General features: G+C 65.7%; 16 protein-coding genes and 1 riboswitch. Of the genes, 8 read left to right on the top strand and 8 right to left on the bottom strand.

Going from position 1 to position 20,769, the window contains the following annotated elements; translation table 11 throughout:
- Positions 1 to 28: 28 nt before the first annotated feature.
- The 3 genes from SMAL_RS15230 to SMAL_RS15240 all read left to right on the top strand — a co-directional run bounded on the left by SMAL_RS15230 (position 29) and on the right by SMAL_RS15240 (position 5,006).
- Complete coding sequence (locus SMAL_RS15230) at positions 29 to 796, top strand: phosphatase PAP2 family protein (RefSeq protein WP_012511819.1); 768 nt, start codon at positions 29 to 31, stop codon at positions 794 to 796.
- Positions 793 to 2,442, top strand: coding sequence for a phosphoethanolamine transferase (locus SMAL_RS15235; protein WP_012511820.1), 1,650 nt, complete (start codon positions 793 to 795; stop codon positions 2,440 to 2,442). Before SMAL_RS15230 ends, SMAL_RS15235 begins: the two co-directional genes overlap by 4 nt.
- 599 nt (positions 2,443 to 3,041) lie before the next feature.
- Complete coding sequence (locus SMAL_RS15240) at positions 3,042 to 5,006, top strand: M2 family metallopeptidase (protein ID WP_012511821.1); 1,965 nt, start codon at positions 3,042 to 3,044, stop codon at positions 5,004 to 5,006.
- A 119-nt stretch (positions 5,007 to 5,125) separates the two neighbouring features.
- Here the strand turns inward: SMAL_RS15240 and SMAL_RS15245 are convergent, their stop codons facing one another.
- The 3 genes from SMAL_RS15245 to SMAL_RS15255 form a co-directional block, all read right to left on the bottom strand.
- The gene (locus tag SMAL_RS15245) at positions 5,126 to 5,518 is read right to left on the bottom strand and encodes a hypothetical protein (RefSeq protein WP_012511822.1); all 393 of its coding nucleotides are present in this window, start codon (positions 5,516 to 5,518) and stop codon (positions 5,126 to 5,128) included.
- Positions 5,519 to 5,587: 69 nt separating this feature from the next.
- A complete protein-coding gene (locus SMAL_RS15250; RefSeq protein WP_012511823.1) occupies positions 5,588 to 6,484 on the bottom strand; it encodes a siderophore-interacting protein in 897 nt (298 codons plus the stop codon).
- 142 nt (positions 6,485 to 6,626) lie between these two features.
- Positions 6,627 to 7,853 carry a multidrug effflux MFS transporter gene (locus SMAL_RS15255; RefSeq protein ID WP_012511824.1) on the bottom strand — a complete coding sequence of 409 codons (1,227 nt, stop codon included), beginning with the start codon at positions 7,851 to 7,853 and terminating at the stop codon, positions 6,627 to 6,629.
- A 298-nt stretch (positions 7,854 to 8,151) separates the two neighbouring features.
- Positions 8,152 to 8,254, top strand: a riboswitch (glycine riboswitch).
- A 62-nt stretch (positions 8,255 to 8,316) separates the two neighbouring features.
- Between SMAL_RS15255 and gcvP the strand changes: the two genes are divergently transcribed.
- Positions 8,317 to 11,184 (top strand): aminomethyl-transferring glycine dehydrogenase, encoded by a 2,868-nt coding sequence (gene gcvP / locus SMAL_RS15260; protein WP_012511825.1) that lies wholly within the window; start codon positions 8,317 to 8,319, stop codon positions 11,182 to 11,184.
- Positions 11,185 to 11,284: 100 nt separating this feature from the next.
- Here gcvP and SMAL_RS15265 read toward each other — a convergent pair whose 3' ends face one another.
- From SMAL_RS15265 to SMAL_RS15275, 3 genes are all read right to left on the bottom strand, one after another.
- Positions 11,285 to 11,695, bottom strand: a complete 411-nt coding sequence (locus tag SMAL_RS15265) for a VOC family protein (protein ID WP_012511826.1) — start codon at positions 11,693 to 11,695, stop codon at positions 11,285 to 11,287.
- 106 nt (positions 11,696 to 11,801) lie between these two features.
- Entirely contained in the window at positions 11,802 to 13,169 is a 1,368-nt protein-coding gene (locus SMAL_RS15270) for an amino acid permease (RefSeq protein WP_006383524.1), read from the bottom strand.
- Positions 13,170 to 13,251: 82 nt separating this feature from the next.
- Positions 13,252 to 13,974 carry an AraC family transcriptional regulator gene (locus SMAL_RS15275; protein ID WP_012511827.1) on the bottom strand — a complete coding sequence of 241 codons (723 nt, stop codon included), beginning with the start codon at positions 13,972 to 13,974 and terminating at the stop codon, positions 13,252 to 13,254.
- A gap of 107 nt (positions 13,975 to 14,081) precedes the next feature.
- On the opposite strand from SMAL_RS15275, the gene SMAL_RS15280 reads away from it, so the two are divergent.
- Complete coding sequence (locus tag SMAL_RS15280) at positions 14,082 to 14,468, top strand: hypothetical protein (protein WP_012511828.1); 387 nt, start codon at positions 14,082 to 14,084, stop codon at positions 14,466 to 14,468.
- Positions 14,469 to 14,477: 9 nt separating this feature from the next.
- On the opposite strand, the gene SMAL_RS15285 is transcribed toward SMAL_RS15280, so the two are convergent.
- Positions 14,478 to 15,179: an alpha/beta fold hydrolase gene (locus tag SMAL_RS15285; RefSeq protein ID WP_012511829.1), complete on the bottom strand. Its 702-nt coding sequence runs from the start codon at positions 15,177 to 15,179 to the stop codon at positions 14,478 to 14,480.
- Positions 15,180 to 15,311: 132 nt separating this feature from the next.
- On the opposite strand from SMAL_RS15285, the gene SMAL_RS15290 reads away from it, so the two are divergent.
- The gene (locus SMAL_RS15290) at positions 15,312 to 15,599 is read left to right on the top strand and encodes a hypothetical protein (RefSeq protein WP_012511830.1); all 288 of its coding nucleotides are present in this window, start codon (positions 15,312 to 15,314) and stop codon (positions 15,597 to 15,599) included.
- Positions 15,600 to 15,685: 86 nt separating this feature from the next.
- Here SMAL_RS15290 and SMAL_RS15295 read toward each other — a convergent pair whose 3' ends face one another.
- Positions 15,686 to 17,809: a methyl-accepting chemotaxis protein gene (locus SMAL_RS15295; protein ID WP_012511831.1), complete on the bottom strand. Its 2,124-nt coding sequence runs from the start codon at positions 17,807 to 17,809 to the stop codon at positions 15,686 to 15,688.
- Positions 17,810 to 18,026: 217 nt separating this feature from the next.
- Between SMAL_RS15295 and SMAL_RS15300 the strand changes: the two genes are divergently transcribed.
- Both SMAL_RS15300 and SMAL_RS20630 read left to right on the top strand, forming a co-directional pair.
- Positions 18,027 to 19,376, top strand: a complete 1,350-nt coding sequence (locus tag SMAL_RS15300) for an McrB family protein (protein WP_012511832.1) — start codon at positions 18,027 to 18,029, stop codon at positions 19,374 to 19,376.
- Positions 19,363 to 20,745, top strand: a complete 1,383-nt coding sequence (locus SMAL_RS20630) for a hypothetical protein (protein WP_012511833.1) — start codon at positions 19,363 to 19,365, stop codon at positions 20,743 to 20,745. The genes SMAL_RS15300 and SMAL_RS20630 overlap by 14 nt, the downstream gene beginning before the upstream one ends.
- Positions 20,746 to 20,769 lie beyond the last annotated feature (24 nt).

The raw sequence follows: 20,769 nt of genomic DNA on the forward strand, positions 1-20,769 counted from the left end.
GCGGATTCCCGAACCGCCCCTTCCCCACATGCCCGTCCAGCCCATTGATTCGGTAGCACCGCTTGCGACATCGCCACTGGCGTCAAAATTTGCCGTAACTCACATCTGGCTGCCTGTTGCAATCGGTCTGCCCGTGTTTACGCTGCTGATGGGTTTCGGCGGCGACCAGTGGGTGGCCGATCATCTGTTCCGCCTCGAAGGCGGCCATTGGGCACTGCAGGACGCCTGGGTCACCCGCACACTGGTGCACAAAGCCGGCAAATGGCTGAGCACGGCAGCAGCCCTTGTGGCGATTCTGCTGTGCTTCCACCACTGGCGTAAGGGTCGCGATCGCACCCTGCGGTGGGCGCTGCTTTATGTCGTAATTGCCATGGCGCTGGGCACCGGTGTGATCTCTCTACTGAAATCACTGGTGCCGATGGAATGCCCCTGGGACCTGCTGCGTTATGGCGGCAACCAGCCCTTCATCGGGCTGCTCACCGTGCGCCCAAGCGGCATGTCGCCCCAGGCCTGCTTCCCCGCTGGCCACGCCAGCGCCGGCTACGCCTGGCTGTGCCTGTACTTCTTCGCGCTGTTGTGGCGTCCTGCCTGGCGCTGGGCCGGACTGTGGATCGGCCTCGGCGCCGGGCTGGTGTTCGGCATCGGCCAGCAACTGCGCGGCGCCCATTTCCTTTCCCATGACATTGCCACTGCAATGATCTGCTGGCTGCTTTCGCTGGGCCTGTACCTGATCGTCAAACGCGTCCTGATCCGCCATCAGCTGGACCGTCCCAACCGCCAGGAGGCGAACGCATGAGTGCATCGGTCCAACGCCCCGCCCGCCTCCCTGCATTGGCGGGTCTTCTGCGCTGGCGTCCGCAGCTGTCCACCGAAGCATTGATCACGCTGACCAGCCTGTTCTTCGCGGTGGCCGGCAACGGCCTGTTCTGGCACAGCGCGATGGCCAGCCATCCGGGTAGCCTGCGCTACGCGCTTTCGTTGCTGCTGTTGCTGCTGGGCGCGCACGGCCTGCTGCTGGGCATCCTGGTCTGGCGCTGGAACGCCAAGGTGGTGATCAGCGTGCTGCTGCTGGTGACCGCGTTCGCTGCGCATTACATGAGCCGTTACCACATCTATCTGGATGCGGACATGCTGCGCAATGTGCTGGCGACCGATCCCAAGGAAAGCCGCGAGCTGATGACCGTGTCGCTGCTGTGGCCGCTATTGCTGCTGGCAGTGCTGCCGATGGTGGTGCTGTGGCGCGTGCAGCTGCGCCGCCGCAGCTGGGGCCACAGCCTGTTGTGGCGCATCGGCTTCCTGGTGGTGGCGGCGGTGACCGCACTCGGCGGTGCGCTGATTTCGTTCCAGGATGTTTCGGCACTGATGCGCAACCAGCGCGAAGTGCGTTACCTGGCCACCCCGGCCAATGTGCTGCTGGGCCTGCCGCGTGCACTGCGTGGCGACAACCCGGTGCAGCGCGCACCGAAGCTGCCGATCGGCACCGACGCCAAGGCCACCCCACGCGCCCCGGCCAGCAAGCCGCGGCTGCTGGTGATCGTCATGGGCGAGACCGTGCGCGCGCAGAACTGGGGCCTCAACGGCGGCCGCAACACCACCCCGGAACTGGCACAGGCCAGCGTGGTCAATTTCCCCGACATGCATTCGTGCGGGACCAGCACCGAGGTTTCACTGCCGTGCCTGTTCTCGCCGTGGGGCCGCCACGACTACGACGAGAAGAAGATCCGCGCGCACCAGTCGCTGCTGCACGTACTGAACCGCGCCGGCATCGCCCCGTTGTGGCGTGACAACCAGTCCGGCTGCAAGGGCGTGTGCGAGGGCCTGGATTTCCAGTCGCTGTCCGACGCGACCACCCCGGGCCTGTGCGCCGATGGCCGCTGCATGGACGAGATCCTGTTGCAGGACCTGGCCACCCAGGTACGTACGAAACCGGGTGACCGGGTGGTGGTGCTGCATCAGCTGGGCAACCATGGCCCGGCCTACTTCGAGCGCTACCCACCTGCGTTCCGACGCTTCACCCCGACCTGCGACACCCGTGACATCGGCCGCTGCTCGCGCGAAGAAATCACCAACAGCTACGACAACGCCGTGCTGTACACCGATCACTTCCTGACCAAGACCATCGGCACGCTGCAGGGCATGCAGGAATACGACACGGCGATGATCTACCTGTCCGACCACGGCGAGTCGCTGGGCGAGAAGGGCCTGTTCCTGCACGGCGTGCCTTACGCCATCGCCCCGGCCGAGCAGACCCGGGTGCCGATGACGATGTGGTTCTCGCAGGGCTTCGCCAGCAGCCGCGGATTGAACCTGCAGTGCCTGCGTGCACGATCGGCAGCGTATACCGACCACGACAACCTGTTCCCGTCGGTGCTGGGCCTGATGCAGGTGAAGACATCGCTGTACGAGCGCGATCGCGACGTGTTCGCCAACTGCGAGGGTTGAGGGTTGTTCGGCAGGGCTTGCAGCCCTGCACCTGCAGAGGCAACCGCAACCGCAACGGCCGAAGCAACAGCAACAGCGTGCATTCCGTGGGATGGCGGGGTGGGTCCGGTGGCGGGAGACGCCGTAAACCCATCCCTGGGGGCTTGGCCGCGGCATCCATGCCGCGGACACTCCCGCCACCGGACCCACCCCGCCTTCGACAGTTTTCCGCGACCTGATGAAACGACCTTGGGGTCAGATCCGTTTTCCTCCGGAAAACGGATCTGACCCCATTTTGATTGTCGATACCTGACAGATGTGTCGACCAAGGTCGACACCCACCAACAGCCGCAGCGATCTGTCAGAGGTGGGGCGGTGTGGGCTTGCAGGACCGTTGGCGCCATGGATGGCGCCATCGAGCCCCCATGGATGGGTTTACGGCGTGTCCTGCAAGCCCACACCGCCCCGCCATCCAACGGAATCCCCGCTTTTGAAGTTGACGTTGCCGTTGCTTGAAGGCCTCTGCGGGTGCCGGGCGCCGCCCGGCCGACTTCCGCCACTTGCGGTGGCGGCGACTGCCCACTAGCCTTCGGCCGTCGTTCACCACCCAAGGATCGCCCGTGAAACACCGTCATCTCCTGCTGGCCTCGGCAATCGCCGCCGCCACGCTGGCCCTGGCCGCCTGCAAGAAGGAAGCTGCGCCAGGCACCGATACCGCCAGCAGCAGCGCCCCGGCCGGCGAAACCGCCGACCAGTTCGTGGCCCGCATCAATGCCGAATTCAAGGCCGCCTACCCGGAGATGACCTCGGCGCAATGGCTGTCCTCCACCTACATCAACAGTGATTCGGAACGCATCGCGGCCAAGGCCAACGAGCGCTCGCTGACCCAGCTCAACAGCTGGATCGAACAGGCCGCCAGGTTCGATGGCAAGCCGATGAGCGAGGACAGCAAGCGCGCGATCCACCTGCTGAAGCTGATGTCCTCGATGCCGGCACCGCGTGACCCGGCCAAGCTGGCCGAGCTGACCCAGATCGCCACCCGCATGGAAGGCAGCTACGGCGCCGGCAAGTACTGCACCGATGCCAACGATCCGAACTCCTGCCGCCAGCTGGGCGAACTGGAACAGGTGCTGGCGCGCAGCCGCGACTACGACAAGCAGCTCGACGCCTGGCAGGGCTGGCACAGCACCACCAAGAGCATGCGCGGCGACTACCAGAAGTTTGTCGGCCTGGTGAACGAAGGTGCCAAGGGCATGGGCTTCACCGATGCCGGGCAGATGTGGCGCAGCGGCTACGACATGCCGCCGGAGCAGATCGGCCCGGAAACCGACCGCCTGTGGGAACAGGTCAAGCCGATGTACGAGCAGCTGCACTGCTATGCACGCGGCAAGCTGGACAAAACCTACGGCAAGGACAAGGCCGAAGTGGGCAACGGCCTGATCGCCGCGCACCTGCTGGGCAACATGTGGCAGCAGGACTGGTCGAACCTGTGGGACCAGCTGGAACCGTACCCGGGTGCCGGCAGCCTGGACATCACCGCTGCGCTTGAAAAGCAGTACCAGACCAATCTGAGCGCGGCGCTGGCCAAGGCCGGCAAGGATGCCAACGTAGCGGCGCAGTACAAGGCGCAGCGCGAGGCCGAACTGCGCACCGCCAAGCAGATGACCGAGCGCGCGCAGGACTTCTACGTGTCGCTGGGCATGCCATCGCTGCCGCAGTCCTACTGGGAAAAAACCCAGTTCATCAAGCCCGATGACCGCGACGTGGTCTGCCACGCCAGTGCCTGGGACATGAACATGGAAGGCGATGTGCGCACCAAGATGTGCATCAAGCCGAACGAAGAGAACTTCACCACCATCTACCACGAGCTGGGCCACATCTATTACGACCTGGCCTACAACCCGCTGCCGCCGCTGTTCCAGGGCGGTGCCAACGATGGCTTCCATGAAGCAATCGGTGACACCATCGTGCTGGCGATGACGCCCAAGTACCTCAGCTCGATCGGCCTGGTCGATGCGCCGACCGAAAGCCGCGAGGCGGTCATCAACAACCAGATGCGCATGGCGCTGTCGGGCGTGTCGTTCCTGCCGTTCGGGCTGATGATCGACCGCTGGCGCTGGGGCGTGTTCGATGGCTCCATCACCGCCGACAACTACAACAAGGCGTGGTGGGACCTGAAGGCCAAGTACCAGGGCGTGGCCCCGGCAAGCACGCGAGGCGAGGAGTTCTTCGATCCAGGCGCGAAGTACCACGTGCCGGGCAACACCCCGTACACCCGCTACTTCCTGGCGCGCATCCTGCAGTTCCAGTTCTACAAGGGCCTGTGCGATGCCTCCGGCTACAAGGGCCCGTTGCATGAGTGCACCTTCTACGGCAACAAGGAAGCCGGCCAGAAGTACTGGGCGATGCTGAGCAAGGGTGCCAGCCAGCCGTGGCAGGCCACACTGAAGGAGCTGACCGGTACCGACAAGCTCGATGCCGGCCCGATGATCGAGTACTTCAGCCCGGTCAACGAATGGCTGAAACAGCAGAACGAAGGCCAGATGTGCGGCTGGCAGGCCAACGCGGCCCCGGCGGCGAAATGAAAAAAGGGGCGGATCCGCGAGGATCCGCCCCTTTCTGGTAGTGCCGGCCGCTGACCGGCAATCGCGCGATGAAGACCCAACGGGCAGCCGGCCAGCGGCCGGCTCTACCGAAATGCCTGTCAGCTGTTCTTCTTCGCGGCCATCGCGGCGGCCAGCTCGGCCTTGAATTCCTCGAAGGACTGGCCCTTCTCCTTCGCTTCGGCCTGCGCAGCATCACGCAGTGCATCCGAGTACACCAGGCGCACCGGCGTGCCGTTGCGTTCGTGCAGTTCACCGGCCTGCATGATCAGGGCCAGCACCTGGGCAGCACTCTCGCTCTGGCCGGCGATGCGGCCATCCATGCCCAGCACCCATTCGCCGTCACGGCGCACGACACCGGCCAGCAGGGTGCGCTGCGCATCGCGCAGTTCGGCATGCGGCTCCACCGGCGAGGCCTGCGCGGCTGCCTTGTTGGCGGCCTGCTTTTCCTGGCGACGGCGCTGGTCGCGGCGGATCTTGGAGCTGGTGGACATGGTGCGGTACCGCTGCGAGGGGGGCGCAAGGATAACGCACCCCGCCCGCAGCACCGCTTCACGCCCCGCTCAGTCCAGCACTTTTCCGTGCCGCCAGTAGCCCATGAAGGTGATGGCGCGGCGGTCCAGTCCGCAGTCACGCACCAGATGGCGGCGGATCGCCATCACCGCACCCGCCTCGCCGGCCACCCAGGCATACAGCGGTCCGGCCACGCTGGCATCGGCCTGCTCCCAGAGGATCTGCGCATCGACGTCGATCTCGTCCAAAGCATCACCATCGGCCACGCTCGAGGTCGCTGCCAGCCGTTCCTGGACCGCCTGCAACAGCGGCTGGCCATAGGCGGCCTGCCCACGCGGCAACCACACCAGCTCGGCCGTGCCCGGCGCTTTCAACGGCACCGCATCGCCGGCCTGGGCCACTTCCAGCAATGCCAGCGTGCGCGGCGGATCAGGCATGGCCGCCAGTTCTTCGAGAATGCCCGCCACCGCAGGCAACGCCGTTTCATCGGCCACCAGCAGTACCTGACCGACACTGGCCGGTGGCTTCCATTCCCAACCTTCACTGCTGTCGGCACAGTCGGCATCGGGGGCCAGCAGCACGACGCGGTCGCCCGGCCGTGCATGCATGGCCCAGCGCGAAGCGGGTCCGGTCACGCCGTGGATGACGAAATCGACGTCGACCTCGCCCTGCTCGGCGCGCAGCTGGCGGATGGTGTAGGTGCGCATCGGCGGCCGCAGCTCATCAGGCAGGGCCCGGTAGCGCGGATACCAGTCCTCGCCGCTGGGCACCTGTGGCACCTCCTGGCCGGGCAAGGGGAAGAACACCTTGATCCGCTGGTCCGGGCCTTCGGTCTTCATCCGCGCCACGTCGGCACCGGTGAACACCATGCGGTCCAGGGAAGGGGAAAGAACGCGGCGCTCCTTCAGCGCCACCTCGAACAGGCGGTAGGTCTGCTGCGCAGCCATGGGGGTACCTCATGCGACGACATCGGATTGGCTGGCTGTCGTGCATCCACGCACCGGCTGGCTGGAATGCCCAGCCTAATCCGGTTGTCCGCGGCTGCAAGGATGTGCCGGCATCCCCGTCCGCCCTACCCCTGCGCGCTGCTCAATGGCCCGTGCAGGCTGCCTGCGCCGCGCGCTCGCGCTGGTGTTCCCAGTACCAGAACACGAAGCCGGCGCCGAAGAACGCGGCCTGGCCCAGTGCCAGGTGCAGCGGGCTGGCACTGAGCAGCGGCGACACCACGCCGGCCACCACGGTGCTGATCATCAGCTGCACGAAGGCCTGCAGCGAGGACGCCAGGCCACGCTGGTGCGGATACATGTCCAGCACCGCCAGCGCCAGGATCGGGAAGATCAGCGCCATGCCCATGCCGCCCAGGAAGATCGGCATCACCGCCCACGGCAGTGCGAACTGTGGCGCCAGGCCGACGTAGCCGATGTTCAGCAGCACCGACAACGCACACAGGCCGAAACCGATGGCGACCTGTCGCGTGGGGCTGCTGTGCCCGGCCATGCGCCCGGACAGGAACGAGCCGGTGGTCATGCCGCCGATGGTGGGAATGAACAGCCAGGCGAAACCGCCCTCGCCCAGGTGCAGGTGCTGCATCACGAACACCGGCGCCGAGGAGATGTACAGGAACACGCCACCGAAGCCGATGCTGCCGGCCAACGCCAGGCGCAGGAAACGCGGATTGAAGCCGATGCGAACGTAGTCGCGCAGCAGCACGCGCGGTGACAACGGCACGCGCGCCTCGACCGGATGGGTTTCCGGCAGGTAGCGTGCAGTGGCCGCCAGCAGCACCAGCGCGAACACCACCAGGAACCAGAAGATCAACGGCCAGCCAGCGCCGCTGAGCAGGATCCAGCCACCGATGATCGGGGCGATCGCCGGGGCGATGCCGAACAGCATCGACACCTGGCTCATCAGCCGCTGTGCGTCATGGCCGTGGTACAGGTCGCGGATCACCGCTCGGCCGACGATCATGCCGACACCTGCCGACAAGCCCTGCAGTGCGCGGAAGCCCAGCAGCGTGGTCAGGTCAGTGGACAGCGCACAGCCGACTGAGGCGCCGACGAATATCACCAGGCCGCCGAGGATCACCCGCTTGCGGCCCCAGGCGTCGGACAGCGGTCCATGGGCCAGGCTCATCAGGCCGTAGAACAGCAGGTACACGCTGATGGTCTGCTGCACCGCCACTTCGTCCACCGCCAGGCGCTGGGCCAGCTGCGGGAACGCCGGGAAGATGGTGTCGATCGAGAACGGACCGAACATGGCCAGGCCAGCAAGCAGCAGGGCCATGCGGCGGGTGGAAGGAGCAACAGCGGCGGTCATGGAGAGGCGTCCGGCAGGGCCATGCGCGGCACGCACGGCGGGCGCCAGTCCCCTGAAACAGGGACAGCGCCAGATGAATTCGGGTATCCGCTCATCATAGGTGGGGATTGCGCCCCGCGCCATGCACGGATGCACAAAACGCACGGCCGGGCCATCGGCCATTCAGGCGCAGCGGCGCCCCCCGGGAGCGGCCGGCCGGCGCGCAACGGGCTATAATCGGCGGGCAACACGGTGGGAGAAGCGGAACACCGCTGCCGAAGGCGCAACGCCCGTAATCGCTCAGGCCCGATACCACCCGTAACAGAACTCTGGAGAGACCGGTTCAATCCGGCGCCGAAGGGGCAAGAAGCTGCGGTCCGCCGCGCTTTCAAACTCTCAGGCAAAAGGACAGAGGGGCGCCCCGCAGACCGCCGACCGGCGGCTTGTGCCCGTGCGTGTGCCCTTTCCTGACGGATCCTTCGCCATGTCCCAGAACACCCCTTCCCTGCGTGAGCTCGAGCATCATTCGGCCTTCGTCGAGCGCCACATCGGCCCCAACGATGCCGAGATCGCGCAGATGCTCGGCGTCATCGGCCACGCCTCGCTGGATGCGATGACCGATGCCATCGTGCCGGCCAAGATCAAGTCGCCGGCACCGCTGGCGCTGCCGGAGTCGATCACCGAAGTGCAGGCGCTGGCGAAGATCCGCGCGATCGCCGACAAGAACACCGTACTGCGCAGCTTCATCGGCCAGGGCTACTACGGTACCCACACGCCGAACGTGATCCTGCGCAACATCCTGGAAAACCCGGCCTGGTACACCGCCTACACCCCGTACCAGGCGGAAATCTCGCAGGGCCGCATGGAAGCGCTGATCAACTTCCAGACCCTGTGCGCCGACCTCACCGGCATGGAAATCGCCAACGCCTCGCTGCTGGACGAAGCGACCGCCGCCGCCGAAGCGATGACCCTGGCCAAGCGTTCGGCCAAGTCGAAGTCGGACACCTTCTTCGTGCACGACGCCGTGCACCCGCAGACGCTGGAACTGCTGCGCACCCGCGCCGAACCGATGGGCATCGTGCTGCGCGTGGGTACGCCGGCCGAAGCGCTGGAAGCGGACAGCTTCGGCCTGCTGCTGCAGTACCCGGATACCTTCGGCCAGGTGGGCGATTACAAGGCCCTGGTCGATGCCGTGCACGCACGCGGCGGCCTGGTGGCGGTGGCCACCGACCTGCTGGCGCTGACCCTGCTGGCTGCCCCCGGCGAATGGGGCGCGGACATCGTGGTCGGCAACAGCCAGCGTTTCGGCGTGCCGTTCGGCTTCGGTGGCCCGCATGCGGCGTTCATGGCCTGCCGTGACGCCTACAAGCGTTCGATGCCGGGCCGCCTGATCGGCGTCTCGATCGACGCGCAGGGCAACCCGGCCTACCGCCTGACCCTGCAGACCCGCGAGCAGCACATCCGTCGCGAGAAGGCCACCTCCAACATCTGCACCGCGCAGGTGCTGCTGGCGGTGATGGCCTCGATGTATGCCGTCTACCACGGCCCGGAAGGCCTGACCCGCATTGCCCGCCGCACCCACCGCCTGGCCTCGATCCTGGCTGCGGCACTGCGCAAGGCTGGCGTGCAGGTCGGTGGCGACTTCTTCGACACCCTGCATGTCACCGGCGTGCACGCCGAAGAGATCCATGCCAAGGCCCGTGCCGCCGGTTACAACCTGCGCGCGATCGACAGCGACTCGGTCGGCATCAGCCTGGACGAAACCACCACCCGCGCCGACATCGTGGCCGTGGCTTCGGTGTTCGGTGCTTCGCTGGATGTGGACGCACTGGATGCCAGCACCGCCGACGCGCTGCCGGCCGGCCTGCTGCGCCAGTCTGAATTCCTGACCCATCCGGTGTTCAACACCCACCACAGCGAGCACGAACTGCTGCGCTACCTGCGTTCGCTGGCCGACAAAGACCTGGCGATGGACCGCACGATGATCCCGCTGGGCTCGTGCACCATGAAGCTCAACGCCACCGCCGAGATGATCCCGGTGACCTGGCCGGAGTTCTCGCAGATCCATCCGCTGGTGCCGGCCGACCAGGCGCTGGGCTACAAGGAACTGATCGACTCGCTGGAAGCGATGCTGGTGGAATGCACCGGCTACGACGCGGTGAGCCTGCAGCCGAACTCCGGCGCGCAGGGCGAGTACGCCGGCCTGCTGGCGATCCGTGCCTACCACCGCTCGCGCGGCGAAGACCATCGTGACATCTGCCTGATCCCGGATTCGGCGCACGGCACCAACCCGGCATCGGCACAGATGTGCGGCATGAAGGTGGTGGTGACCAAGACCGATGCCAACGGCAACGTCGACGTCGAGGACATCCGCCTCAACGCCGAGAAGTACAGCGACCGCCTGGCCGCGATCATGATGACCTACCCGTCCACGCACGGCGTGTTCGAGGAAGAGGTGGTGGAGATCTGCGAGATCATCCACAAGCACGGCGGCCAGGTGTACACCGACGGTGCCAACATGAACGCCCTGGTCGGCGTGGCCAAGCCGGGCAAGTGGGGTTCGGACGTTTCCCACCTGAACCTGCACAAGACCTTCTGCATCCCGCACGGCGGCGGCGGCCCGGGCGTTGGCCCGTGTGCGGTCAAGGAGCACCTGGCGCCGTTCCTGCCGGGCAAGCTGGGCGACCACGGCCCGGTCGGTATGGTCAGCGCAGCCAGCTTCGGCAGCGCGTCGATCCTGCCGATCAGCTGGATGTACATCGCGATGATGGGTACCGAAGGCCTGCGCAAGGCCACCCAGGTCGCCCAGCTCAACGCCAACTACATCGCCAAGCGCCTGGCTCCGCACTTCAAGACCCTGTACACCGGCCGCAACGGCCTGGTGGCACACGAGTGCATCCTGGACGTGCGCCCGCTGGAGAAGACCAGCGGCATCGGCGCCGAGGACGTGGCCAAGCGCCTGATCGACTTCGGCTTCCATGCCCCGACCCTGAGCTTCCCGGTGGCCGGCACGCTGATGGTCGAGCCGACCGAGAGCGAGTCGCTGCATGAGCTGGACCGCTTCATCGACGCGATGATCCAGATCCGCGAAGAGATCACCGCGATCGAAGACGGCCGCCTGGACCGCGAGGACAACCCGCTGAAGAACGCGCCGCATACCGCGACCGCGGTGACCGCCAGCGAGTGGACCCATGCCTACCCGCGCGAACTGGCTGCGTTCCCGCTGCCGAGCCTGAAGCTGCAGAAGTACTGGCCGCCGGTGGCGCGCGTCGACAACGTGTACGGCGACAAGAACGTGATGTGCGCCTGCATCCCGGTCGATGCCTACAAGGATGACGAAGTCGAGGCGTAAGCCATCGCGGCATCGGAAATGAGAACGGCCCGCGCAAGCGGGCCGTTTTTGTTTTCCGGTAGCGCCGGGCCATGCCCGGCGAGCGCAGCGACAGAACGCATCACGGATCCGGCATCTGCCCCAGGCTCAGCTGCCACGACACGCCGAAGCGGTCCTGCACCCAGCCGTAGCGGTTGCTGAAATCGTAGTCACCCACCGGCATCAGCCAGTGGCCCCCCTCGCCCAGCACCCGCGCGGCACGCTCGAACTGCTCGGCGCCGGAACACTCCACGAACAGCGAGATCGACGGCGAGAATGTGAAATCGTGCACATCCAGGCTGTCAAAGCACAGGTAATGGGTGCCGCCGAGCAGGAAGATGGCCTGGCGCACCTGCCCGGGCACGCCGGCGCCGGCTCCCTCGGGGTGCCGTTGCAGGGCCAGCAGGCGGAAGTCGGCAAAGGCTTCGGCGTACAGGGCCAGGGCGGGCTCGGCCTGGCCGGTGAACATCAGGAAGGGGCGACTGCGCAACATGCGGTACTCCTGGTCGACGGGCCGCTGACGGCCCATAGGGTCAGGATGGCATGCCGCATGTGCGCAGGGTGTATCGGTAGCGCCGGGCCATGCCCGGCGACATCAATCACGCCTCGCGCATGCGCCGTGCGATGGCGCTGCTGGCGGCGATCGTGGCAGTCAGCGCCACCATCGACAGGAACTGCAGGCGGGTGTGCGATTCGCTCAGCAGCAGGCCGAAGATCAGTGCCAGGATCGCCAGCGCACAGACGGTCAGCCACGGGAATCCGGCCATGCGGAACGGCAGGCGGGTACCCAGTCGGTCGGCACGGCGGCGCAGCACCAGCTGCGAAACCAGCGACAGCGTCCACACCAGCAGACAGGTGGAACCGACGATGTTCAGCAGCACCGGCAGCACCCGATCCGGGAACAGCAGTTCCATCACCGTGGCGGCAAAGCCGAACAGCACGCTGGCCAGCACGGCGATCACCGGTACCTGGCGCGGGTCGGTCCAGCCCAACACGGCCGGGGCTTCGCGGCGCTGCGCCAGCGAGTACATCATGCGCGAGGCGCCGTAGAGGTTGGCATTGAGCGCCGACAACAGCGCGATCACCGCGATCAGGGTGATGGCCGTACCCGCGCCCGGAATGCGGGCGATATCCAGCACCGCAGCGAACGGCGACTTCAGCGCCTCGCTGGTCCACGGCACCACGGCGATGATCACGCTCAGCGAGCCGATGTAGAACACCAGGATGCGCCAGGCCACGGTACGAATGGCACGGGCAATGCTGCGCTCCGGATCTTCGGTCTCGGCCGCCGCAACGGCCACGATCTCGGTGCCACCGAAGGCAAAAACGACAACCAGCAACGCCGCACCGATCCCGGCCAGGCCCTTCGGGGCGAAGCCACCGTGTTCGGTGAAGTTGCTCAGGCCCGGCGAGGTCACCTGCGGCAGCCAGCCCATCAGCAGCGCCACGCCGATGGCGATGAAGGCCAGGATCGCCGCCACCTTGAGGATGGCGAACCAGAATTCGAACTCGCCGAAGTTCTTCACTCCCAGCAGGTTGATCGCGGTGAAGAACAGCATGAAGGCCAACGCGGCCATCGGCACCGGTATCACCGGCCAGACCGAGGCCAGCAGCCCGGCCGCGCCGACGGCTTCGGCGGCGATCACGATCACCAGCTGCACCCACCACAGCCAGCCCACGGTAGCGCCGGCGGTAGCGCCCATGGCGTCGGCTGCATATACCGAGAACGCACCACTGGTTGGTTTGGCCGCCGCCATCTCGCCCAGTGCGTTCATCACGATGATCACCAGAGCACCAGCGACCAGATACGACACCAGCACCGCCGGGCCGGCCGCCTGCACACCCACGCCCGAGCCGAGGAACAGGCCGGCGCCGATGGCGCTGCCCAGGCCCATCATGATCAGCTGGCGGGGCTTGAGCGAATGTCCGAGGCGGGACGGCGAAGCGGTCGGAATCGAGTTGGGCATCGGCAGGGCTGGCGGCGGGCTACAGGGGCGACACCTTACCCTGTCCCATGCCCGCGGGGATAGGCACAGCGCAGCAGGCGGCTCAGGCCAGCGCCGGCTCGCCGACACTGCCACCAATGCGGGCGCGGTAGGCGCGCGGCGAGAAACCGGTTTCAGCCTTGAACTTGCGGGTGAAGGCACTCTGGTCGCTGAAACCGCAGGCCTGGCCGATGCAGGCGATGCTGTCGTCGCCGTGCAGCAGGTGCATGGCCATCTGGATCCGCAGCCGGGTCAGCACCTGCTGCGGGGTCATCTGGAACACCTTGCGGAAGCTGCGCTCCAACTTGGACAGCGAGAAACCGGTGATGTCCAGCAGGGTCTGCATGCGCACGTTTTCGGCGTAGTGCGCGTTGAGATGGGCCAGCGCCAGCCGCAGCTGCTCGTACTGCGTGCCCAGGCTGTCCTTCTGGCCAAGGTCGCGGGAAATGCCGATCAGGCCCTCGATCGCCCCATCGACCACCAGCGGCCGTTTGCAGGTCAGGCACCAGCCCGGTTCGCGGTTGGCGAACAGGTGCAGCTCCATCAGGTTCTCGATCACCTCGCCGGACAGCACGCGGGCGTCCTGATCGACATAGTCCGCGCTGAGGCCGGTCGGGTAGATCTCAGCCGCGGTGCGCCCGATCACGTCCTTGCGCGCGCGCAGGCCCAGCCGCCGCAGCATGGTCTGGTTGACGTGGGTGTAACGCCCCTGCCGGTCCTTGATGAAGAACAGCACATCCGGGATGGCGTCGAACAGGGCTTCGATGTCGGCGGGCTCGACTCGCATGCGGCAAGCATAGCCGAGGCACCTTGCCGGTGCGATCACCCTTGCGGGACTTGCGCTTAACGCCGCCAGGCCCACCGTGAGAACCCGCCCCCACCGGAGAACCGGCCATGCCCCGCGGTGACAAGTCCGCCTATACCGAAAAGCAGAAGCGCCAGGCCGAGCACATCGAGGACAGCGAGCGCGAGCGCGGTGCCAGCGAAAGCACCGCCGAGCGCATCGCGTGGGCCACGGTGAACAAGCAGGATGGCGGTGGCAAGCGCAGCGGCAGTGGGCGCAAGGCGGCGAAGAAGGCACCGGCGAAAAGGGCCGCCAGCAAGACCGCTGCAAAGAAAACAACGGCGAAGAAGGCAACAAAGAGGACGGTGGCCAAGAAGGCCAGCACTCCTGCCTCGCGTAGTGCTGCCGCGAAGAAGGCAGCGAAGACCCGTGCGGCAAAGAAGACCGTGCGCAAGGTGGCGGCGAAGAAAGCAGCACGTACCCGCGCGCGCGGCTGAGCCCGTCGATCAGGGCGACAGCGTCCTCATCCACGCGGCAACTTCGGCTGCAGCTGCGTCGGCGCGCGCCTGCAGCAGCAGATGTGCCCCCTCCAACGACACATGGCGGGCATCGGGCAACAGGGCCTGCAGCTCGGCCACGCTGGGCGGCCACAGCAGGCGGTCCTGCAGGGCATGCAGGCACAGCGTCGGCAACACGAGTTCCGGCAGCAGTGCACGAACGTCCACCTGCAGCGTCGCCGCAGCACGCTGGCGCAGGGTTGCAGCCGGCACCTGCGCGATTGCGAGGCGCAGCTCATGCAGGTTCGCGCGCGTCCGCCATTGCCCCAGCAACAACCGGGCCATCAATGCGAGCGGCGGCAAGGGCCACGCCGGAGCCAGTATCCGTGCGCTCGCCGCTGGCAGCGGTAGCGGCCGCCGTGCGAAGGTCGTACTCAGTACCAACCCATGCAATCCAGGCTGCCCGGCCACCGCCAGTTCGATGGCCAGTGGCCCGGCGAACGATTCGGCCAACAGCACAAAGGGAGATGCAGGAAGCCGCGGGCGCAGAGTCGACGCCAACGTGGTGTAGTCCTGTGGCCCCTGCGCGGGCATCGGCAGTACCTGCATCTGCATGCCCCGCGCCTGCATCGCCTCTACGAAGTGCGCCGACAGCAGGCCGGTGCCATCCAGTCCTGGCAGCATCACGACCGGCAGCATCACTGCATTCATCACGTTGATCACCCATCAGGTTTCTTCGCACGGCTCCCCGCCTGCAGCTTCACTCATTGGCTCGGCCCAAGGAAGTGCACGGCGGCGCACGCGGCGCTACGCTGGTAGTCCCCACGGAACGGAGAAGGCGGCATGCGCAAGTCACGCTGGCTCAGCTGGACCGGCCTAGCCGTATGCGCACTCTATCTCGCGTTGACCACTTGGCTGGTGCTCGATGCCCAGGCCAACAGCGACCCCAAGAGCGCCTACATCCTCATGCAGCTGCCGGTGATGCTGCAGACCGCAGCACTCAACGTCATCGGCATGGGTGGGTGGCTATCCGGAAAGACCTGGACGACCGTCTACCTGCTGGTGATGCCTCCTACCCTGGTCGTGCTGTATGCGGTGGGGGCCATGCTCGGCAGTGTTCTTGAACAATGATGGCGGTGTGTCGGCCTGTCTGAGCAGGCAACGGGAATACGGCCGCTCAGGGCGGCCGTATTCCTGTCACGGGTTCAGCAGTCTGCTCAGGCTGCGCGACGCGTCACGGCGGAAGCTGCTGCGCCTTCCACCTTGAACACCGACACCGACGTGGTCAGTGCATGCGCCTGTTCTTCCAGTGCGCGGCTGGCGGCAGTGGCTTCTTCCACCAGCGCGGCGTTCTGCTGGGTCACCTGGTCCATCTGCACCACCACCTGGTTGACCTGCTCGATACCGGCGGCCTGTTCCTTGCTGGCCGCTGCGATGTCGCTCATCAGCTGGGTGGTTCGCGAGCTGGCCTGGGCCACGCGCGCGATCGCGGCTTCCGATTCAACGGTCACCGCCAAGCCACTCTTCACCTTGGCAGCGGCGTCTTCGATCAGCTCCTTGATCTCCTTGGCGGCGACACCGGCACGCTGTGCGAGCGTGCGCACTTCGCTGGCAACCACGGCAAAACCACGGCCCTGCTCGCCTGCACGCGCGGCTTCCACTGCAGCATTCAGCGCCAGGATGTTGGTCTGGAACGCGATGCCGTCGATCACCGTGGAGATTTCCGAGATGCGTGCCGAGGACTGGTCGATCTCGCCCATCACCGATGCCATCTGTGCCATCGCCTGCTCGGTCTCGCGTACGGCGGCACCGGCGGCATGCGCTTCACTGTCGGCCTGACGCGCCAGCTCGGCGTTCTGGCGCACGGTGGAGGTCAGTTCCTCCATCGATGCAGCAGCCTCTTCCAGATTGGCTGCCTGCTGCTCGGTGCGGCGCGACAGGTCGTTGTTGCCGGCGGCCAATTCCTGCGCCGCGTTGTTGATGCTGTCGGCAGCCACCTGGATGCCCCGCACGATGCCGGTCAGCTGTGCGGTGGTGGTGTTGGCGTCGTCGCGCATGCGCGCGAACACTCCGTCGTACTCGCCGTCCATGCGTGCGGTCAGGTCGCCGTGCGAGATCGCGCGCAGCACGTCGGAGACATCGGCGATGCTGGCCTGCGAACTGGCCATCATGCCGTTGAGGTGTTCGACCATCGCCTTGAACTGGTACTGGAACGCAGCGGCGTCGCCACGCATGCTGAAATCACCGGCGCGCGCGGCCCGAGCCAGCTCATCGATCTGCGCGTTGATCGCCATCAGGCTCTGCTTCACTGCGGCCAGGGTACGGGTCAGCGTGCCCTTCTCGCCCGGGTAGTCGGGCAGGTCACGGCTGAGGTCGCCGATGGCGTAGCGCTGCATCACCTCGGCCATCAGCAGTTCCACCTGCACGTGCGACTCGACCAAGCTGTTGGTGGCCTGCACCATGCGACCGAAGTCACCGGGGAATGCACTGGCGTCCATGCGATAGCGGATCGCACCGGCCTCGTGCTGTTCGGCCATCTGCAGCTGCGCGCCGATCGCCGCCTGCACGCTCTGGCGCACACTGGCCATGGCTTCACCCAGCTGAGTCAGTTCATCGCGGCCACCAAGGCGGAACTCCTGGTCCAGCAGTCCCTTGGACAGACGCTCGGCCAGGTTCACCGCGCGGGCCAGCGGACCGGTCAAGCTGCGGCCGATCATCACCGAGGCACCGATGCCCACCAACAGCGCGACGCCGCCCAGCACCAGCAGCTGCAGCAGGCTGCGCTCGCCCAAGCGGATTGCCTCGGCGGCGGCATCACGGCTTTCCTTCTCCTCAAAGTCCACGCCATCGGACAGCGCCTTGTTCCAGCCATTGGCCGCTTCCTGCACCGGGCCCAGGGTCAGCGCCACGGCGCCCGGGTAGTCACCCTGCTCCATCAGTTCGCTGGTCTGCTTGTTGAGCGGGCGCGCAATGGCACGCTTGGCGGCGATGGTTTCGGCAATGGCCTTGCCGTCGGCGTCGCTGGGCAGCGCCTGGTAGGCGGTCCAGCTGGCCTCGTAGCGCTTCACCAGATCAGCGATGCGCTGCTCGTCGTGGCCACGGTCTTCACCCTGGCGGATCAGCATCTCGCGGCGCACCACCATCATCTGGTTGTTGGCATCGAGCATCTGCGACAACAGGCGCACCTTGGCCACGCTGACGTCGACCACCTGCTGCATCGCGCGCTTCTGCACGACACTGGCGGTGGCGCCGGTGGCCACCACGGCGGCAACCAGCAGCAGCAACAGGCCAAAGCCCAGCCCAAGACGCCAGGCAACCCTGACGTTCCTCAAGTAGTTCATGGGGGTATCCAAAACGGGGGGATGCGCCCTTATCGGCCACGGTCCGGCTGGGCTTGATGGGGGCTGCCGCCCCCGGCCGGGTGCGGTTCAGAGAGGTGATGGCGGCAAGTGCTGGCGCAACCAACCCTAAAGTTATCCCCCCCGCTGCCAAGGGTGCCCGCCTGCAGCGGGCGCCCTTAGAATCGAATCGACCCTTGAAGATCAATGGATACATCTGATGAGCCACGGTTTTCCCCACCAGTTGATCATTTTCGGCCCACCGGGAACCAGCAAGAGTTACAAGGCCCGGCATGAGAAGACGCCGATGCTCGGCATTCGCCCGGGCGAGGTCATCCCCGTGACGTTCCACGCCGAGTTTGGCTATGGCGATTTCGTCTCCCGCCTGCTGCCATTGTCCGAGGGCAACAGGGTCAATTATGAAGTGCATGCCGGCCCCTTCATCCGCGCGTTGGCACTTGCCCTCCATCGTTCAGAGCACGGCACGGCCGATTCGCCGCCTCGCAACGTTGTCCTGCTCATTGACGAAATCAACCGCGGCAACTGCGCGGAAATCTTCGGCGACATCTTCCAGCTGCTGGACCGTGACGATGACGGACAATCCAGCTATTCCGTCTGTGCCTCGAAACTGACGGTGCAGGCGCTGATCAACGAGATCCGCGAACTTGAAGCTCGCGATGACAGAGACTCCTCCACGCTGATCGGACGTATCGAAAATGAGCGCATGCTGAGGCTTCCGGCGAATCTCTACCTGATCGGGACCATGAACACTGGCGACGAGTCGATCTTCTTCATGGATTCGGCATTCAAGCGCCGCTGGAACTTCGAATTCAGTCCAGCCGAGTTCAACGCGGTTCCCGCAGCGCAGGCCAATGCAACGATCGAAGGCCACCCGTCGGTCACCTGGAAGATGCTGGTGGATGATCTCAATGCGATGATCGTCGAGAAATGCGCCTCTCCGAATCTCGACGACAAACTGATCGGCCCCTGGTTCATCAAGGCGCGGTCCGTCGCTGCGAGGACACCGCCTGCGACCCTGGAACAGACGCACGCAGCATCGATTGCCGAACTGCGCCTGCTTGCCCCGGGGGCTGCGAAGAGCATGCAGGGCGCGGACTTCAGCCAAAGGTTCGACAAAGAGTTCTGCAAGCTTCGGGAATCCTGCAATAGCGAGACCCTGAAGGCGATCGACACGCTCTCGGGCTTTGACGAATCCGCCGAGCGCAGATTGAAGGCCATTGCCTTCGCCATCAGCGGTAGCTCTCCCTACTACAAGTCAAAGAAAAACTTCCCGAGGACCAAGGACGGGATGCTCATCGAGGATTTCGTCGAAGCGCTTGCTGGGACACAGGAAGTCCACCCCACCGCTCACCATATCGCCGCCGGTGATATCGAGGGGAAGCTCTTTCTCTACCTGTGGGACAACGTTTTCGAGAGGGACAAGTCCCCGCTCGCAGAATGGCTTGGCATTCCCGCGGAGTCACTGAGGACCTTCGGACAGTTTGCTGCCCGGCGCGATGAATTCATCCGCAGCTTCACTGTCTCGGCAGAGCTGCATGCAGCTGCATGACGTCAGCGTCGTCGCGGCCGGGTCCAGCGCTGTGGGCCTGTTCGTGGAAGATGGCCGCACCGAGCTTCGCGTGCCGCATGGCATGCCAACCTGCACCGCGCCCCGCGACGCATTCCGTCTGCTCTACATGGCGTTTGCGGCCTTCAGCAATGTCCAGTCCAATGTCGCGCACACACAGCAACAGGATGGCGTCGAGGCAGGCAGTGTCGGGCGAGGGCTGGCAAAGGCCCCTGCCTCGTTCGTCGACGCGTATGGCATTGATTCGCTGTTCAACCGGTCAAACCCATTGCGGCTGCTGTCACTTCGTCCACAGATGGCACGACGGCAGGATGGCGATCTGAAGCATGCAGACCGCCACCTCCACCATGCGTTGTTCAACGTCGACGACGCCCCTTTTTTCCCGAAGCTTCCCACTCGCCGAAGCGTATGCGAACGCGGGACCGCCGACATCGTCGGCCTGTATTTTTTCCTGGCTGAGGACTTCTACCGCAGTCTGCTGCGGATCGATCCCGGCGTCATCTGGGGGCGCTTCACCATGGATGCCCTGCAGCGTGCGACGGACTTCCGCCATCGCCATCTGCGCCCGGGCGACTCGCTGCATGAAGGTGATGGATGGGCACAGGAGCTGCTGCAGCGGCGACTCCAGCAGCTCCTGAGAACGTGCTACAGGCAGGCAACGCTGCGCAGTACAGAGTTCCTTGCCCTTTACGCAGCACTGGAGCGCTACCTTCATCCTGCACTCGCAGGCAGCGTGCAGCAGGGTCAGGTCTGGGGCATGCGGGATTTCTGGCCCGTCTGGGAATCCATGTGCCTGCATGAAGCCCTGCAGCAGGCCAGCGACACGCAGGACACTTCCATCGTCACCTGTGACGGCACCCATCTCCCACACCATCCCATGGCCGTCGAACACCGCGACACCTGGAATCAGCTTCAGCATTCAATGTTCGCCCACAACGGAATCTGCCGCCGGCCCGACCTGCTGCTGCAACGGGGACCCGAGTACGCCGTGGTCGATTTCAAGTACTACCCCATCGCACCCGACTGGCAGTGGCGACGCAACCGGGAAGAGGACGACAGAACCCGGCCCGTGAAAGAGAAGGCGCAGAAGGATCTGGACAACATCGAGTTGTATGGGCTTCTGTTGCATCGCCACCTCGCTGCAACGGAGCGCGTGTTGCCAACGATCACCCTGGAGTTCTGGCTCCCCGGAGAGGAAGCGGAGCGGAGTGACATCCGCAGTTCGCCGGCCTGGAATCCCCCCCTGTCGGTGGTGACACTTCCTTTGCTGGACGTGATCAGGCGCTATGGTGAGCGCCATGCGTTTGCGATGCGAACCCGCAGCATGCCCGGAGCCGCCAAGGCGGCGTGAAGGTAGAGGCTCAGGTCTGGGTCA

Origin of the sequence: Stenotrophomonas maltophilia R551-3 (assembly GCF_000020665.1) — a bacterium.
Classification (GTDB): domain Bacteria; phylum Pseudomonadota; class Gammaproteobacteria; order Xanthomonadales; family Xanthomonadaceae; genus Stenotrophomonas; species Stenotrophomonas maltophilia_L.

Excerpts from the sequence above, each read along its gene's own strand:
- SMAL_RS15230 (WP_012511819.1), top strand. The coding sequence starts at position 29 with ATGCCCGTCCAGCCCATTGATTCGGTAGCACCGCTTGCGACATCGCCA.
- SMAL_RS15295 (WP_012511831.1), bottom strand. The coding sequence starts at position 17,809 with ATGAACTACTTGAGGAACGTCAGGGTTGCCTGGCGTCTTGGGCTGGGC.
- SMAL_RS20630 (WP_012511833.1), top strand. The coding sequence starts at position 19,363 with ATGCAGCTGCATGACGTCAGCGTCGTCGCGGCCGGGTCCAGCGCTGTG.
- SMAL_RS15245 (WP_012511822.1), bottom strand. The coding sequence starts at position 5,518 with ATGTCCACCAGCTCCAAGATCCGCCGCGACCAGCGCCGTCGCCAGGAA.
- SMAL_RS15275 (WP_012511827.1), bottom strand. The coding sequence starts at position 13,974 with ATGCGAGTCGAGCCCGCCGACATCGAAGCCCTGTTCGACGCCATCCCG.
- gcvP (WP_012511825.1), top strand. The coding sequence starts at position 8,317 with ATGTCCCAGAACACCCCTTCCCTGCGTGAGCTCGAGCATCATTCGGCC.
- SMAL_RS15280 (WP_012511828.1), top strand. The coding sequence starts at position 14,082 with ATGCCCCGCGGTGACAAGTCCGCCTATACCGAAAAGCAGAAGCGCCAG.
- SMAL_RS15270 (WP_006383524.1), bottom strand. The coding sequence starts at position 13,169 with ATGCCCAACTCGATTCCGACCGCTTCGCCGTCCCGCCTCGGACATTCG.
- SMAL_RS15300 (WP_012511832.1), top strand. The coding sequence starts at position 18,027 with ATGAGCCACGGTTTTCCCCACCAGTTGATCATTTTCGGCCCACCGGGA.
- SMAL_RS15250 (WP_012511823.1), bottom strand. The coding sequence starts at position 6,484 with ATGGCTGCGCAGCAGACCTACCGCCTGTTCGAGGTGGCGCTGAAGGAG.
- SMAL_RS15255 (WP_012511824.1), bottom strand. The coding sequence starts at position 7,853 with ATGACCGCCGCTGTTGCTCCTTCCACCCGCCGCATGGCCCTGCTGCTT.
- SMAL_RS15265 (WP_012511826.1), bottom strand. The coding sequence starts at position 11,695 with ATGTTGCGCAGTCGCCCCTTCCTGATGTTCACCGGCCAGGCCGAGCCC.
- SMAL_RS15235 (WP_012511820.1), top strand. The coding sequence starts at position 793 with ATGAGTGCATCGGTCCAACGCCCCGCCCGCCTCCCTGCATTGGCGGGT.
- SMAL_RS15290 (WP_012511830.1), top strand. The coding sequence starts at position 15,312 with ATGCGCAAGTCACGCTGGCTCAGCTGGACCGGCCTAGCCGTATGCGCA.
- SMAL_RS15285 (WP_012511829.1), bottom strand. The coding sequence starts at position 15,179 with ATGAATGCAGTGATGCTGCCGGTCGTGATGCTGCCAGGACTGGATGGC.